The sequence below is a fragment of the Streptomyces sp. RK62 genome, assembly GCF_018070255.1.
GTDB lineage: Bacteria > Actinomycetota > Actinomycetes > Streptomycetales > Streptomycetaceae > Streptomyces > Streptomyces nigra.
This window is the reverse complement of sequence record NZ_JAGPYD010000003.1, coordinates 476,141-490,058: the sequence shown is the minus strand read 5'-3', so window position 1 is coordinate 490,058 and position 13,918 is coordinate 476,141. Positions and strand designations below refer to the sequence as shown.

Below are 13,918 nucleotides of genomic sequence, written 5' to 3'. Positions count from 1 at the left end.
GTGCGTCTGTCCTGCACTGTCATGCCCTGTCACGCATCCGCCGTACCGGAGTCCGGGCTACCCGAGAAGGACTCAGGTGATCACTCCTGCCCTGCCCGCCCCGCGCGTGCCCCAGGACGAGCCGGCGACCACGTGGGCGCTGGCGGCCCGCGCCGGCGACCCGGACGCCGCCGAGCGTTTCGTCCGCTCCCTGCACCGGGACGTCGTACGGTACGTAACCCATCTGTCGGCCGATCCGCAGGCCGCCGACGACCTGGCGCAGGACACGTTCCTGCGGGCGCTCGGCAGTCTGCACCGGTTCGAGGGCCGTTCGTCGGCGCGCACCTGGCTGCTGGCCATCGCGCGGCGCGCGGTGATCGACAGCCACCGGTACGCGGCCGCCCGGCCCCGGCTGTGCGAGACCGACGACTGGACGCGCGCCGCCGAACGCGCCCAGCCCGCCGGTCTGCCCGGCTTCGAGGAAGGGGTCGTGCTGCTCGACCTGCTGGACGCGCTGCCCGACGAGCGGCGTGAGGCGTTCGTGCTGACCCAGTTGGCCGGACTGCCGTACGCGGAGGCCGCCGAGTGGAGCGACTGCCCCGTGGGGACGGTCCGTTCACGCGTGGCCCGAGCCCGCGCCACGCTCGCCCGCCTCCTCGCCGAAGCCGAAGCAACGGCCGACGCCGACGCCGAAGCCGGAGCTAAGGCCGAAGCCGGAGCCGAAACCGGAGGCGAAGCCGACGCCGACGCCGACCGAGAGGCCGTCGCCGCCTGATCAAGGACCGGCCCGCCCTCACCCACACCCCCGGCGGGCCGGTCCACGATCGACGTGCGTCCGCCCCACGACCGGAGAACACTGGAGAACGGCGGGACGAGGCGTTCTGCCGACATCTGCACGAGGTGCGAACGGATCAGCCGCACCGTGCGCCCCTGCTCCCGCCCGGACGCCGGAGGCCGGGTGCCGCCATCCGTGGCTCACCGACTTCGAGCGAAGGGGTCCGGTTATGGGCGCCATCAACGCAACGGCACTCGAGGAACTGCGCGCGGGAATGCGGGGACCCGTCATCACCCCGCAGGACCCTGAGTACGACGAGACCCGCAAGATCTACAACGCGATGATCGACCGGCGTCCCGCCGCGTTCGCGCAGTGCGTGGACGTCGCGGACGTGCGCACGGCGATCGCCTGCGCCAGGGACACCGGGGTGGAACTCGCGGTGCGGGGCGGCGGGCACAGCGGTCCGGGCCTCTGCCTGGTGGACGACGCGCTCGTCCTCGACCTGTCGACCATGCGCGGGGTCCGCGTCGACCCCAAGACGAGGACCGCGCAGGTCGCCGGCGGGGCACAGCTCGGCGATCTCGACCACGCGACCCACACGTTCGAACTGGGTGTGCCGGCCGGCATCGTCTCGATGACCGGCGTGGGCGGCCTGACGCTGGGCGGCGGGCACGGGTACCTGACCCGCAAGTACGGCCTGACGATCGACAGTCTGACCTCCGCCGACGTCGTGCTCGCCGACGGCAGCTTCGTCACCGCCTCCGAGGAGGAGCACCCCGATCTGTTCTGGGCGCTGCGCGGCGGCGGCGGGAACTTCGGGGTGGTGACGTCGTTCACCTTCCGTCTGCACCCGGTGGGCACGGTCGGGTTCGGCGTGACGGTGTGGCCGGTCGACCGGACGCCCGAAGTGCTGCGCTGGTACCGGGACTTCCTGCCCGCGGCGCCGGCGGACCTGTACGGATTCTTCACCCTGTTCAGCATCCCGCCCGGCCCCCCGTTCCCGGAGGCGATCCACGGGCAGAAGATGTGCGGAGTCGTCTGGTGCTACACCGGCGATCCGGAGGACGATCAGTTCGAGCGGCTACTGGCCCCGGTGAACGATCCCGCGCCGCCCGCCTTCCACTTCAGCGCGCCCATGCCGTACCCGGCCGTGCAGAGCATGTTCGACGAGCTGATCCCGAAGGGCTACCAGTGGTACTGGCGCGGTGACTTCTTCGACTCGATCAGCGACTCCTCGATCGACGTGCACCACAAGTACGGGGAGAACCTCCCCACCCCGCTGTCCCTGATGCACCTGTATCCCGTCGACGCCGCCGCCCATCAGGTGGGGCCCGACGACACGGCCTGGGCGTACCGGGACGCCGTGTGGTCCGCGGTGATCGCGGGCGTCGACCCCGACCCCGCCAACGCCGACGTCATCCGTGACTGGGCGGTCGCGTACCAGACCGATCTGCACCCGTACTCCATGGGCGGCTCGTACATCAACTTCATCGGTGAGGGGGAGGGGACGGACCGCGTCCGGAACACCTACCGCGGGCACTACGACCGGCTCGCCGCCGTCAAGCGGACGTACGACCCGGACAATTTCTTCCGCGCCAACCAGAACATCCCCCCGGCCGCCTGAGCAGCCAACCGTCCCCCTACACGCGCCCCGACGACGGCCGGGGCGTGTCGACGGGCGGGCCCGCGTGCCCCTCAAGAGGCCCGTGCCGTCCGGTCGGTGATCGACTGGAGGGGCGTACGGCACCGGCGTACGGTCGAAAGGTGGCGGGCAGCCAGTCCGATTCCGACCCGGCCCCCGAACCCCCGCCCACGGCGATGCGATGAGCCCTTCGGAGCCGACACCCCAAGCAACGACCACCCCGCAGGACGCGGAGCGGGACAAAGGCCGCGGCAACGCCATGGCGCTGTTCGTCATCGCTTCCTGTCAGCTGATGGTGGTGCTCGACATCACCATCGTGAACATCGCCCTCCCGGACATCCAGCGGTCGCTGGACTTCTCGACGACCAGCCTGTCCTGGGTGGTCAACGCCTACACGCTCACCTTCGGCGGACTGCTCCTCCTCGGCGGCAGGATGGGCGACATCCTGGGCCGACGACGGGTGTTCGTCTTCGGTGTGCTGCTCTTCGTCCTGGCCTCGCTGCTCGGCGGACTGTCCCAGAACGAGTGGCAACTCCTCAGCGCTCGCGCCCTCCAGGGCGTCGGCGGTGCCATCGCCTCCCCGACCTCGCTCGCGCTGATCAGCACGACGTTTCCCGAAGGACCGCAGCGCAACCGGGCGTTCGGGGTCTTCGCCGCGGTGTCGGCGGGCGGTGGTGCGATCGGGCTGCTGGCCGGCGGCATGCTCGTGGAGTGGCTCAACTGGCGCTGGGTGCTGTTCGTCAACGTGCCCATCGGCCTGCTCATCGTGCTTGCCACACCTCGCTGGATCCGCGAGTCCGAGCGGCACGCCGGGCACTTCGACATCCTGGGCGCGATGACGTCGACCATCGGCATGGTGCTGCTCGTCTACGGCTTCATCCGGGCCGCGCAGGAGGGCTGGCGGGACGGGCTGACGCTCGGCTCGTTCGGGGCGGCCGTCGTCTTCCTGCTGCTGTTCATCCTGGTCGAGCAGCGGTCCAGACAGCCGATCACACCGCTGCACATGTTCGCCGACCGCAACCGCGCGGGCACCTACGGCATCATGCTGAGCCTCGCCGCGGCGATCTTCGGGATGTTCTTCTTCCTCACGCTGTTCGTGCAGAACGTGCTCGACTTCAGCCCGTTGCAAGCCGGGTTGGCCTTCCTGCCGGTGAGCGCCGTCATCGCGGTCGGCGCCGGGCTCGCCTCCCAGCTCCTGCCCAAGTACGGGCCGAAACCGTTCATGGTGACGGGGGCGATCCTGGCCGCCGCCGGGCTGGCCTGGCTGACCCTGACCGACGTCCACTCGACCTACCTGGGCAGCATCCTCGGACCCATGCTGGTCTTCAGTCTCGGCATGGGCATGGAGTTCGTGTCCCTGACGCTGATGGCGCTGTCCAACGTGACCCCCGCGGAGACCGGTGCCGCATCCGGGCTGCTCAACGCCACCCAGCAGGTCGGCGGATCACTGGGACTGTCGATCCTGGTCACCATGTACGGGACGGCCAGCAACAACGAGGCGGACAAACAGATCCCGGCCTTCCTGGCCCAGGCCACCCCGCTGGAACGGCTGCGCTTCGAACGCACCGGACAGCTCCCGGCGCGGTTCGCCGACGAGATCCTCAGCGCCGGTGTCTCCGCCGCCTTCATCACGGCCGCGATCTTCACGGCGATCGCCGCGGTCATCGCCCTGCTCGTCATCCAGGTGCGCCCGTCGGACCTCGAACGCCTCCAGGGCGGCGGCGTACCGGCGGCCTGACCGGCACCCCGCGGAGCCCCAACGCGGCTCCCACATCACCCCGTTGGGTGTGACGACGTTCACCCCCCATGTGGCTGGATGTAGTGAATGCGTTACACAACAGGCGCGTAAGGGACGGTAGCGCAGGCATCACGCGACCGCGGAGGTTTCGATGCGACCCTTCACCCTGAACTACGCGTTCCCCAGAGGAGTCACCCAGGCGGTGACGCCGTACACGTTCGACCCGGCCCGGCAGTTGAACATGCTGCCCGACGGCCGCCCGGCCGTCAGCGACCCGGATCTCCTCCTCGCCGCCGGCACGACGACGTCCACGGCCGGTTCCGCCACCCACTTCGACGACTGACGAACCGGCCGGCGCATGACGGTACTGATCCTCACGTCCGAGGAGGACGTGACCGCCGACATGGTGGTGAGCGAACTGCACGCCACGGGCACGCCCGTGCTGCGGCTGGACCCGGCCGACCTGCCCGGCAAGGCCGTGCTGTCCGCGGACTACGCCCACGGCGACTTCGACGGGCATCTGTCGGTCAACGGCCATGTGCTGTCGATGGGAGGGCTGCGTTCCATCTGGGTGCGCCGGCCCGGTGAACCGGCCGCCCACGCACCGGACCCCTCGCCCTGGCTGACCGCCGAGACCCGGCAGGCGCTGTACGGCATGCTGCACTCCGCCGCCGCACGGTGGATGAACCATCCCCGCAACGCCGACCAGGCACGGCTCAAGCCCTGGCAGCTCAGACTCGCCCACCTCAGCGGGTTCGCCGTACCGCCCACGGTGTTCACCACGGCACCGCGGCTGGCGCGCGCGTTCGTCGAGCAGCACAAGGAGGTCGTGGTGAAGTCCGCCTCCGGACCGCCGCCCGGCGAGCCTCCGCTGGCCCTGCCCACCACCCTGATCGGCCCCGACGCGGACTTCTCCGCCGTCGCGGCCGGACCGGCCCTGCTCCAGCGGTACGTCCCCAAGCGGGCGGACATCCGGCTGACCTGCGTCGGCACCAGAATGTTCGCCGCGCGCAAGACCGCCGAACCCGACCAGATCGACGGCCGGTACGGCGACACCGGGCATCCGTGGGAACCGGTCCCGGTGCCCGGCCGGATCGGCAAGTCGGTGCAGGAGTACGTCACCCTGGCCGGACTGGCGTACGCCGCCTTCGACTTCGCGGAGGACGAGGACGGCATCTGGTGGTTTCTGGAGTGCAACCAGGGGGGTCAGTTCGGCTTCGTCGAGCTGGAGACCGGGCAGCCGATCGCGGCCGCGGTCGCCGACTGGCTGGCGCTGCAGCGCCGCCCGGACCGGCGCGGCAAGGAAGCCGGCATCGGGCGCCCCTGAGCCCCTACGACCACGAACGCACCCCCGACACGACGGCGTCGGGGGTGCGTTCGTCTCAGGCGGGCCGGATCGCGCTGTGGATCGCGTCCTCGCCGGCGTAGTGGATGGACTCCTCGCGGATGACCGTGCCGGGGCCGGGGGCGTGGATCATCATGCCGTTGCCGGAATAGATGCCGACGTGACCGGCGTGGTACAGGACCAGGTCACCGGGCTCCAGGTGTGTGAGGGCGACTCCCTGGCCGGCGGTGGCCTGCTCCTGGGCGGTGCGGGGGAGCGCGATACCGGCGGCCTTCCAGGCGGCCTGGGTGAGCCCGGGGCCGTCGTAGGTGTTGGGTCCCGTCGTGCCCCAGACACAGGGCTTGCCGGTCTGGGCCCGGGCGAACTCCAGGGCCCGCAGGGCCCGGCTGTCCTGCGGGGCCGCAGGGGCCGCCGCCGGAGCTGCCGCGGGGGTCGGAGCGACCAAGGGGAAGCTGCCGGTCTGGTCCACCGCCGGGAAGCCACCCGTCTGCGCCACCGCCGGATAGCTGCCGGTCTGGTCCACGGCGGGGAAGCCACCTATCTGACCGACAGCCGGGAAACTCCCGGTCTGCGAGACCGCGGGGAAGCTCCCGGTCTGGTCCACCATCGGGAACCCACCGGTCTGGTCGACCACGGGGAACCCACCGGTCTGGTCGACCACGGGGAACCCACCGGTCTGGTCGACCACAGGGAAGCCGCCGGTCTGGTCGACCGCCGGGAAGCTCCCCGTCTGGGCAGCCGCAGCCGCGGAGAAGCCCGCGTCAGGCACGCCGTAACCCTGAGGGCCCCTCAACTCCGGGCCACCGCTAGGAGTTGCCGTCAGATACGCAGCCGAGGCAGCCGACGCCTCCGAGGACTGCCCGGTCCAAGCCGTCGAACCGGGCGGAACCGTCATCAGATCGGCGGGGCTCTGCGCCTCCAGGGCATCCCACTGGTTCTGCGCCGAAGCAGGGGCAGGGGCAGGAGCAGTCGCAGGAACAGCGGCCGGCGCCTCGATCGCCGCCATGGACCGCCCGGTGTACGCCGACAGCAACTCACGCGCCTGCGCCAACTTCCGCTGGCTGCGCTCCTTGGTCGTACGCAGGGAGGCCCGCTGATCGACCTCAGGCTGCACGACAGGCGCAGAAGACGCGGCAGGCGCCGCCGGAAGGGCCAGCGCGCCCCCCGCCTCACCGCCCGCGGGCAGAGCCGCCACAGGCCCCGCCGTCAGCTCACCCACAGCCGCCGAACGCGAGGCACCGGACGTCAACTCGGCGACAGGGGCACCCGATCCAGCAGGCAGCTCCAAGGCCGTACGCCCAGATATCTCGCGCGCCCCTTCACCCCCGGCCGACGGGCGCGCACCCCGCGCCGGGGCGGCGGGCCGTTCCGGCATCCGGTCCTTGGGCAGCGTGGCCTGCACCGTCGGACCGAGCTTGGACCGGGCGATGTCGAACCACTGCCGGGCCACGTCGTCGAGCGGGGCGGCGCCACGGCCGCCGTCACCGTCGCGTCCGGAGGCCGCCGGGCTGCCCGCGCGCTTGCGCGGTCCCGTGGACGAGGCGCGGGTGGCGTTGAAGGTCCCCGTGTCGGTCTCGGCCCGGTCGTAGAGCGAACTGACCCGCCGACTGACCTCCTCGCGGCTCGGCCCCTCGTCCGCCTGGGCGGCGCCGGCCGACTGGCCGAGCAGGGCCACCGAGGTGAGGGCTGCTGCCGAGGCGAGCGCGGAGTTGCGCATGCCGGTGCGTTCCGGCGCCATGGGCGACGTGCTCCTTCCGTACTCCGCCTACCGAGTTAGCTGACGGGTTCGGGCGTTTCGCGTCGGAAGGTGTGCCCTACGACCCGGCCCGTCACGGCCTCGGGTCGATTCACCCCATGATTCGGTTGGGTCCCCGGCTCCGCGGCCCCGAAGGACGCGCCGACTCGGCGGAGGTCGCACGTCCCGGCGGGGATCGCCGGAGTTCAACGCGCGTCCTGGGCCGTAACTTAGCCAACTTGTGTGCCTGCAGTGAAGATTGACGTGTGAAATGTCCGATACGTTTTTGTGACCTTCGACGCTCGTGACGGCGGTCGGTCATCGCCGCCGCGCCATGCGCCTGCGTGAATACGGAGGGTAGCGACGCACGCGACCCCTCCGGCGCTCGGTCAAGGTCTTGCCCAGCCATCCGAAACACGTCACACTGGTACCGAACGAATGGTCGGTTGGGAAGCGGGAGCGATGACGACCTCACACTCCACCGAGGCGCCCCCACAAGGGCCGCTTGAGGAGCACTTCGACGCGACGATCGCGCGCGACCAGCGCATCGAGCCGCGGGACTGGATGCCGGACGGCTACCGCAACACGCTGATCCGGCAGATCGCGCAGCACGCCCACTCGGAGATCATCGGCATGCAGCCGGAGGGGGAGTGGATCACCAAGGCGCCCTCGCTGCGCCGCAAGGCGATCCTCTTCGCCAAGGTGCAGGACGAGGCCGGACACGGTCTGTACCTGTACTCGGCGGCCGAGACCCTGGGCGCCGACCGCGCCGACCTGACCGAGCGGCTGATCGAGGGCCGCCAGAAGTACTCCTCGATCTTCAACTACCCCACGATGAGCTTCGCCGACGTCGGCGTGATCGGCTGGTTCGTGGACGGCGCCGCGATCTGCAACCAGGTGCCGCTGTGCCGCAGCTCCTACGGACCGTACGCACGCGCGATGGTGCGGATCTGCAAGGAGGAGTCGTTCCACCAGCGGCAGGGCTACGAGCTGCTGATGACGATGATGCGCGGCACCGAGGCCCAGCGGGAGATGGTCCAGGACGCGGTGAACCGCTGGTGGTGGCCCTCCCTGATGATGTTCGGACCGCCCGACGACTCCTCGCCCAACTCGGCCCGCTCGATGGCCTGGAAGATCAAACGGCACAGCAACGACGAGCTGCGCCGGCGCTTCGTCGACATGACGGTCCCGCAGGCCGAGAAGCTCGGCGTCACCCTGCCCGACCCGGAGCTGCGCTGGAACGCCGAGCGCGGCCACCACGACTTCGGCACGCCCGACTGGGACGAGCTGATGCGGGTCATCAAGGGCGACGGCCCGTGCAACGCACAGCGGATGGAACGACGCAGGAGCGCCCACGAAGAGGGCGCCTGGGTGCGGGAGGCGGCCACCGCCCACGCGGCCAAGCAGGCCGCCCGCGCGGAGAAGGGAGCGGTGGCATGAGCACCGGAAAGCAGGACTGGCCGCTGTACGAGGTGTTCGTCCGGGGCAAGCGCGGACTGAACCACGTCCACGTCGGCTCGCTGCACGCCGCCGACGACCGGATGGCGCTGACCCACGCCCGCGACCTGTACACGCGGCGCAACGAGGGCGTGAGCATCTGGGTCGTGCGCTCCGAGCACATCGCCGCCTCCACGCGCGACGAGAAGGACCCGTTCTTCGAGCCCAGCGCCGACAAGGTCTACCGCCACCCGACCTTCTACGACATCCCCGACGACGTCCCCCACATCTGAAGGAGAGGGCATGAGTGACGACCATGTCTATCTGACCCTCGCCGAGGGACACGAGGACGACACCCGCTGGGCCTACGGCACCGGCTTCGAGGACCCGCTGCACGGCGTCGACACCACCGTGCCGGACGGCGTCGACGCCGCAGCGCTGGCCGCCCTGTGCGTCGCCCTCGGCGACGACGCGCTCGTCTCGGCGCAGCGCCTGGGGGAGTGGGTCACCCGCGCCCCCGAGCTGGAGGAGGAGGTCGCGCTCGCCAACATCGGCCTCGACCTGCTCGGCCAGGCCCGGCTGCTCTACTCCCGCGCCGGCCAGACCGACGGCACCGGACGCGACGAGGACGCGTACGCCTACTTCCGCGACGCCGCCGACTTCCGCAACGTCCGCCTGGCCGAACTGCCAGGCGGCGACTTCGCGTTCACGATCGTCCGGCTGCTGGTGCTGTCCAGCTGGCGGCTCGCGCACTTCGAGCGGCTGGCGTCCCACCCCGACCCCGTCCTCTCGGCGATCGCCACCAAGGGCGCCAAGGAACTGCGCTACCACCGGCAGTACGCCGCCGAGTGGGCGGTGCGCCTGGGCGACGGCACCGAGGAGTCCCACCGCCGTATGCGCCGCGCCCAGGAGCAGGTCGCCCCCTATCTGGGCGAGCTGTTCACCGCGTTCGACGTACGGCAGGAGGTCGTCGCCGACCTCAAGCAGGTCACCGACGCGGCCGGACTGCCGATGCCCGTGTACCGCCCGCTGCCCGGCTGCGGACGCGAGGGCGAGCACACCGAGCACCTCGCCCCGCTCCTCGCCGAGCTGCAGGGCGTCGCCCGCGCGCACCCGGAGGCGACATGGTGACGACGCTCCTCGACGCCCGGCGCGCCCGGCACATCGCCGCCCAGGTGCCGGACCCCGAGCTGCCCATGCTCACCCTCGCCGACCTGGGCGTCCTGCGGGACGTCGAGCTGACCGAGGACGGCACGGTCGTCGCGAGCCTCACCCCGACCTACTCCGGCTGCCCCGCGATGGCCGAGATGCGGGCCGACGTCGCCGCACGCTTGCGTGCCGCCGGATACTCGCGCGTGGAGATCCGCACCGTCCTCGACCCGCCGTGGACCAGCGACTGGATCACCCCGGCCGGCCGCGCCAAGCTCGCCGAGCACGGCATCGCCCCGCCCGGCCCCGCCCCGCGCGGCGGCCCCGTCGCGCTCGTGCTGTCACCGACCCGGCACGCCGTGGCCTGCCCGCGCTGCGGCTCTGCGGACACCGAGGAGACCTCCCGGTTCGCCGCCACGTCCTGCAAGGCACTGTGGCGCTGCCGCGCCTGCAAAGAGCCGTTCGAGTACGTCAAGGAGATCTGATGGAAGGCCTCAGGGAAGCACAGACGGCCGCCGCGCCCGGCCCGCGCGTCCGCCGCCGTCCGGCCTTCCACAAGCTGAGGGTCGCCGCCGTGCAGCCGCTGTGCTCGGACGCGGTCGCCGTCAGCTTCGACATCCCGGACGAGCTGGCCGAGGAGTTCGCGTTCGCGCCCGGCCAGTCGCTGACGCTGCGCCGCGAGATCGACGGGCGCGACGAGCGGCGGTCGTACTCGATCTGCTCGCCCGTCGGCGCGCGTCCGCGCATCGGCGTACGGGTCGTGCCCGGCGGGCTGTTCTCGACCTGGCTGGTCCACGACGTACGGCCCGGCGACGTCGTCGAGGTGATGGCCCCCACCGGCGCCTTCACCCCCGACCTCGGCACCCCCGGCCACCATGTGCTGATCGCGGCGGGCTCCGGCATCACCCCGATGGTGTCCATCGCCGAGTCCGTCCTGGCCGCCGACCCCCGCTCGACGGTCACCCTCCTCTACGGCAACCGCCGCACGGACACGGTGATGTTCGCCGACGAGCTGGCCGATCTGAAGGACCTGTACCCGGCGCGGTTCCAGCTCGCCCATGTGCTCTCCCGCGAGCCGCGCGAGGCCGAGGTGCTGTCCGGGCGCATCGACGCCGAACGCCTCGCGACCCTCGTCGAGGCGCTGGTCGACGTGCGGACGGCCGACCACTGGTGGCTGTGCGGGCCGCACGGCATGGTGCGGGACGCGCAGCGGGTCCTGGCCGGCCTCGGCGTGCCGGACGAGCGTGTGCACCAGGAGCTCTTCTACGCCGACGACGAGCCGGTGCGCGAGTTCCGGCACGTGGAGAGCGGGCCGGAAGGCCCCGTCAGCCAGGTCACCATCACCCTCGACGGGCGCTCCACCACGGCGGCCCTGCCGCGGGACCGGACCCTGCTGGACGGCGCCCAGCAGACCCGCCCCGACCTGCCGTTCGCCTGCAAGGGCGGGGTCTGCGGCACCTGCCGGGCCCTGGTCACCGACGGCAAGGCGGACATGCGGCGCAACTTCGCGCTGGAGACCGCCGAGGTCGACGCCGGGTATGTGCTGACCTGCCAGTCGTACCCGGTCTCCGAGTCGCTGACGGTGGACTACGACAGCTGACGAACGCAGATGCGCCCCGGTGACCATCGAAAGACGGTCACCGGGGCGCGCTCACGAGCGTGCGGGTCAGGCGTCCTTCGACGCCCGCTCGGCGTCGCGCTGCCGCAGCCGGGCCGCCTCCTTGCGGACCTCGGCCTGGGTGGCCCGCTCCTTGACCAGCCACTCGGGCTGCTCCTGCTTCAGGGCCTCGATCTGCTCGGTGGTCAGGGCCTCGGTGACACCGCCGCGGGCGAGCCCCGCGATGGACACGCCGAGCTTCTGCGCGACAACCGGGCGCGGGTGCGGGCCGTCGCGGCGCAGGTCGAGCAGCCACTGCGGCGGGTCGGCCTGGAGCGCGTTCAGCTCCGCGCGCGTGACCACGCCCTCCCGGAACTCGGCGGGGGTGGCTTCGAGGTACACACCCAGCTTCTTCGCCGCGGTGGCGGGCTTCATGGACTGAGTGGTGTGGTGCGACGTCATGGGGTCCAGGGTATCCACCGGGTGAACCTCCGCCGACCACGGCCGGTAACCTGGCCAGGTGACAGGCTCGGCGGCACCCTCCTCGTTCCGGCTCGCGTACGTCCCGGGAGTGACACCCGCGAAATGGGTGCGGATCTGGAACGAACGCTTCCCCGACGTCCCCCTCACCCTCCACGCGGTGACCGCCGCCGAGGCGCCCGAGCTGCTGCGGGACGGCGGCGCCGACGCCGGGTTCGTACGACTCCCGGTCGACCGGGAGTTCTTCAGCGCGATCCCCCTCTACACCGAGGCCACGGTGGTCGTCGTCCCCAAGGACCACGTCATCTCCGCCGTCGAGGAGGTCACCACCGAGGACCTGGCCGACGAGGTGGTCTTCCACCCCCTGGACGACGTCCTCGGCTGGGAGCGGCCGCCCGGACAGCCCGGCTTCGAACGGCCCGCGACCACCGCGGACGCCGTGGAGCTGGTCGCGGCCAACGTCGGCCTGCTCGTCGTCCCCCAGTCGCTGGCCCGCCTCCACCACCGCAAGGACCTCACCTACCGCACCCTGGTCGACGCCCCGCAGTCGAGCGTCGCCCTGTCCTGGCCGGAAGAGGCGACCACCGACCTCGTCGAAGACTTCATCGGCGTGGTCCGCGGCCGCACGGTCAACAGTACCCGGGGGCGTACGACGTCCCAGGCCCCGGCCGCCAAGGAGCAGCCCCGACGCAAGCGCCCCGAGTCCGGTGGGGGCGCCGCACGCGGCGGAGCCGGCCGTCGCGGCACCTCGGGCGGGGCCAAGGGCGCCAAGGGCAGCAAGGGCGGCGCCCAGCGCGGCAAGCCGCGCCGCCGCTCCTGAGCTACACCGCTCCGCGCAGCCACGCGTAGGCCGACCGGGCCGAGAACTCGTCCTGCCCGCCGCGCAGCAGCAGCTCGGCGGTGGCGAACTGTGGGCCGTCGGCCTCGGCGGCCACATAGGGCACGGCAATACACCGCATCCCGGCGGCGTGTGCGGCGGCCACACCCGGTGCCGCGTCCTCCAGGACGACACAGGCCGACGGGTCCGCGCCGAGGCGCCGGGCCGCCTCGAGGAAGACGTCCGGGGCGGGCTTGCCCTGAGCCACCTCGTCGGCGGAGACGACGGTGCGCAGGTGGGCGTCCAGGCCGGTGCCGGTCAGGATCGCGGTGATGGCCTCGCGTGACGAGCCCGAGGCGACCGCCATCAGGACACCGTCGGCGGCCAGCAGTTCCACGAACGCGCGCATCTCGGGGTACACACGGATGCCGCCGGCGGCGAGGTCCAGATAGTGGCGGTTCTTGGCGGCGAGCAGGTCGCCGACGCCGGCCCGCAGACCGTAGGCGTCCTTCCAGAGCGTCACGGTCTCCAGGGTGCTGATGCCGACGTACTTCTCATGGTCGGCCCAGGTGAAGCCGGTCACGCCGTGCTCGGCGAGGAGCCGCCGGCCCGCCTCGAAGTAGAGGGGCTCGCTGTCCACGAGTGTTCCGTCGAGATCGAAGATGACCGAAGTGCCGCCGAGATCGCTCATGGCCCCAGGATGTCAACGGTCAGCCGCGCGCCGACGCCCGCCCGACCGACTCCAGGAGCGGCAGCAGCCGGTGCGGGACGCGTTCGCGCAGCGCCACCTCCGTGCGGGTGCGGACCACACCGGGCAGACTGATCAGCTTCTGGATCACGTCCTCCAGATGCGCGTTGTCCCGGGCCACGACCCGGGTCAGCAGATCGCCGCCGCCCGTGATCGAGAACGCCTCCACGATCTCCGGCACGGCGGCCAGCTCGGCACCCACGTCGTCGAGATGCCCCTGGGTGACCTCGATGTGCACGAACGCCAGCACCGGGTGGCCCAGGGCGGCCGGTGACAGCGTCGGCCCGATGCCGGTGATCACGCCGTCCCGCTCCAGCCGGTCCAGCCGGGCCTGGAGCGTGCCGCGCGCGACCCCCAGGATCCGGGCGTACTCCCGGACGCTGGTGCGCGGCTGCTCCAGCAGCAGCCGCAGGATGCGGGTGTCGAGCTCGTCCACGGCCATGCTGCCGACCCTTCTCGCTGTTCGATCCTGGTCC

15 protein-coding genes and 1 riboswitch are annotated in these 13,918 nt (G+C 71.6%); of the genes, 11 read left to right on the top strand and 4 right to left on the bottom strand.

Annotation, left to right across the window (positions count from 1 at the left end; all coding sequences use genetic code 11):
- Positions 1 to 76 precede the first annotated feature (76 nt).
- From KBY32_RS08580 to tgmB, 5 genes are all read left to right on the top strand, one after another.
- The gene (locus tag KBY32_RS08580; RefSeq protein WP_308293678.1) at positions 77 to 754 is read left to right on the top strand and encodes a sigma-70 family RNA polymerase sigma factor; all 678 of its coding nucleotides are present in this window, start codon (positions 77 to 79) and stop codon (positions 752 to 754) included.
- A gap of 229 nt (positions 755 to 983) precedes the next feature.
- Positions 984 to 2,378 carry an FAD-binding oxidoreductase gene (locus tag KBY32_RS08575; protein ID WP_210979476.1) on the top strand — a complete coding sequence of 465 codons (1,395 nt, stop codon included), beginning with the start codon at positions 984 to 986 and terminating at the stop codon, positions 2,376 to 2,378.
- Positions 2,379 to 2,655: 277 nt separating this feature from the next.
- Positions 2,656 to 4,134, top strand: a complete 1,479-nt coding sequence (locus KBY32_RS08570; RefSeq protein ID WP_055622260.1) for an MFS transporter — start codon at positions 2,656 to 2,658, stop codon at positions 4,132 to 4,134.
- A gap of 151 nt (positions 4,135 to 4,285) precedes the next feature.
- Positions 4,286 to 4,477, top strand: a complete 192-nt coding sequence (gene tgmA / locus KBY32_RS08565) for a putative ATP-grasp-modified RiPP (RefSeq protein WP_055622259.1) — start codon at positions 4,286 to 4,288, stop codon at positions 4,475 to 4,477.
- 15 nt (positions 4,478 to 4,492) lie between these two features.
- Positions 4,493 to 5,461 carry an ATP-grasp ribosomal peptide maturase gene (gene tgmB, locus KBY32_RS08560; RefSeq protein WP_210979475.1) on the top strand — a complete coding sequence of 323 codons (969 nt, stop codon included), beginning with the start codon at positions 4,493 to 4,495 and terminating at the stop codon, positions 5,459 to 5,461.
- A 55-nt stretch (positions 5,462 to 5,516) separates the two neighbouring features.
- Here the strand turns inward: tgmB and KBY32_RS35805 are convergent, their stop codons facing one another.
- Positions 5,517 to 7,217 (bottom strand): C40 family peptidase, encoded by a 1,701-nt coding sequence (locus KBY32_RS35805; RefSeq protein ID WP_308293677.1) that lies wholly within the window; start codon positions 7,215 to 7,217, stop codon positions 5,517 to 5,519.
- Between the two features lie 8 nt (positions 7,218 to 7,225).
- Positions 7,226 to 7,397, bottom strand: a riboswitch (cyclic di-AMP (ydaO/yuaA leader).
- Between the two features lie 279 nt (positions 7,398 to 7,676).
- On the opposite strand from KBY32_RS35805, the gene paaA reads away from it, so the two are divergent.
- Genes paaA through paaE form a run of 5 tightly spaced genes read left to right on the top strand, consistent with a single transcriptional unit; the run spans position 7,677 to position 11,400 of the window.
- Positions 7,677 to 8,654 carry a 1,2-phenylacetyl-CoA epoxidase subunit PaaA gene (gene paaA / locus KBY32_RS08550; protein ID WP_055622256.1) on the top strand — a complete coding sequence of 326 codons (978 nt, stop codon included), beginning with the start codon at positions 7,677 to 7,679 and terminating at the stop codon, positions 8,652 to 8,654.
- Entirely contained in the window at positions 8,651 to 8,944 is a 294-nt protein-coding gene (paaB, locus tag KBY32_RS08545; RefSeq protein WP_055622255.1) for a 1,2-phenylacetyl-CoA epoxidase subunit PaaB, read from the top strand. Before paaA ends, paaB begins: the two co-directional genes overlap by 4 nt.
- Positions 8,945 to 8,954: 10 nt before the next feature.
- A complete protein-coding gene (gene paaC, locus KBY32_RS08540) occupies positions 8,955 to 9,782 on the top strand; it encodes a 1,2-phenylacetyl-CoA epoxidase subunit PaaC (RefSeq protein ID WP_055622254.1) in 828 nt (275 codons plus the stop codon).
- The gene (gene paaD / locus KBY32_RS08535) at positions 9,776 to 10,285 is read left to right on the top strand and encodes a 1,2-phenylacetyl-CoA epoxidase subunit PaaD (RefSeq protein ID WP_210979474.1); all 510 of its coding nucleotides are present in this window, start codon (positions 9,776 to 9,778) and stop codon (positions 10,283 to 10,285) included. The genes paaC and paaD overlap by 7 nt, the downstream gene beginning before the upstream one ends.
- A complete protein-coding gene (paaE, locus tag KBY32_RS08530) occupies positions 10,285 to 11,400 on the top strand; it encodes a 1,2-phenylacetyl-CoA epoxidase subunit PaaE (protein ID WP_210979473.1) in 1,116 nt (371 codons plus the stop codon). The genes paaD and paaE overlap by 1 nt, the downstream gene beginning before the upstream one ends.
- A 66-nt stretch (positions 11,401 to 11,466) precedes the next feature.
- On the opposite strand, the gene KBY32_RS08525 is transcribed toward paaE, so the two are convergent.
- Positions 11,467 to 11,859 carry a DUF5997 family protein gene (locus KBY32_RS08525; RefSeq protein WP_115505996.1) on the bottom strand — a complete coding sequence of 131 codons (393 nt, stop codon included), beginning with the start codon at positions 11,857 to 11,859 and terminating at the stop codon, positions 11,467 to 11,469.
- 58 nt (positions 11,860 to 11,917) lie between these two features.
- On the opposite strand from KBY32_RS08525, the gene KBY32_RS08520 reads away from it, so the two are divergent.
- Positions 11,918 to 12,697: a LysR family substrate-binding domain-containing protein gene (locus tag KBY32_RS08520; protein ID WP_210979472.1), complete on the top strand. Its 780-nt coding sequence runs from the start codon at positions 11,918 to 11,920 to the stop codon at positions 12,695 to 12,697.
- Between the two features lies 1 nt (position 12,698).
- On the opposite strand, the gene KBY32_RS08515 is transcribed toward KBY32_RS08520, so the two are convergent.
- A complete protein-coding gene (locus KBY32_RS08515; RefSeq protein WP_210979471.1) occupies positions 12,699 to 13,385 on the bottom strand; it encodes an HAD family phosphatase in 687 nt (228 codons plus the stop codon).
- A 19-nt stretch (positions 13,386 to 13,404) separates the two neighbouring features.
- On the bottom strand, positions 13,405 to 13,884 hold the full coding sequence (locus KBY32_RS08510; RefSeq protein ID WP_055622249.1) for an Lrp/AsnC family transcriptional regulator: 480 nt from the start codon (positions 13,882 to 13,884) through the stop codon (positions 13,405 to 13,407).
- Positions 13,885 to 13,918 lie beyond the last annotated feature (34 nt).

Excerpts from the sequence above, each read along its gene's own strand:
- paaC (WP_055622254.1), top strand. The coding sequence starts at position 8,955 with ATGAGTGACGACCATGTCTATCTGACCCTCGCCGAGGGACACGAGGAC.
- tgmB (WP_210979475.1), top strand. The coding sequence starts at position 4,493 with ATGACGGTACTGATCCTCACGTCCGAGGAGGACGTGACCGCCGACATG.
- KBY32_RS08510 (WP_055622249.1), bottom strand. The coding sequence starts at position 13,884 with ATGGCCGTGGACGAGCTCGACACCCGCATCCTGCGGCTGCTGCTGGAG.
- paaD (WP_210979474.1), top strand. The coding sequence starts at position 9,776 with ATGGTGACGACGCTCCTCGACGCCCGGCGCGCCCGGCACATCGCCGCC.
- KBY32_RS08515 (WP_210979471.1), bottom strand. The coding sequence starts at position 13,385 with ATGAGCGATCTCGGCGGCACTTCGGTCATCTTCGATCTCGACGGAACA.
- KBY32_RS08570 (WP_055622260.1), top strand. The coding sequence starts at position 2,656 with ATGGCGCTGTTCGTCATCGCTTCCTGTCAGCTGATGGTGGTGCTCGAC.
- KBY32_RS35805 (WP_308293677.1), bottom strand. The coding sequence starts at position 7,217 with ATGGCGCCGGAACGCACCGGCATGCGCAACTCCGCGCTCGCCTCGGCA.
- tgmA (WP_055622259.1), top strand. The coding sequence starts at position 4,286 with ATGCGACCCTTCACCCTGAACTACGCGTTCCCCAGAGGAGTCACCCAG.
- paaE (WP_210979473.1), top strand. The coding sequence starts at position 10,285 with ATGGAAGGCCTCAGGGAAGCACAGACGGCCGCCGCGCCCGGCCCGCGC.
- paaA (WP_055622256.1), top strand. The coding sequence starts at position 7,677 with ATGACGACCTCACACTCCACCGAGGCGCCCCCACAAGGGCCGCTTGAG.
- paaB (WP_055622255.1), top strand. The coding sequence starts at position 8,651 with ATGAGCACCGGAAAGCAGGACTGGCCGCTGTACGAGGTGTTCGTCCGG.
- KBY32_RS08525 (WP_115505996.1), bottom strand. The coding sequence starts at position 11,859 with ATGACGTCGCACCACACCACTCAGTCCATGAAGCCCGCCACCGCGGCG.
- KBY32_RS08575 (WP_210979476.1), top strand. The coding sequence starts at position 984 with ATGGGCGCCATCAACGCAACGGCACTCGAGGAACTGCGCGCGGGAATG.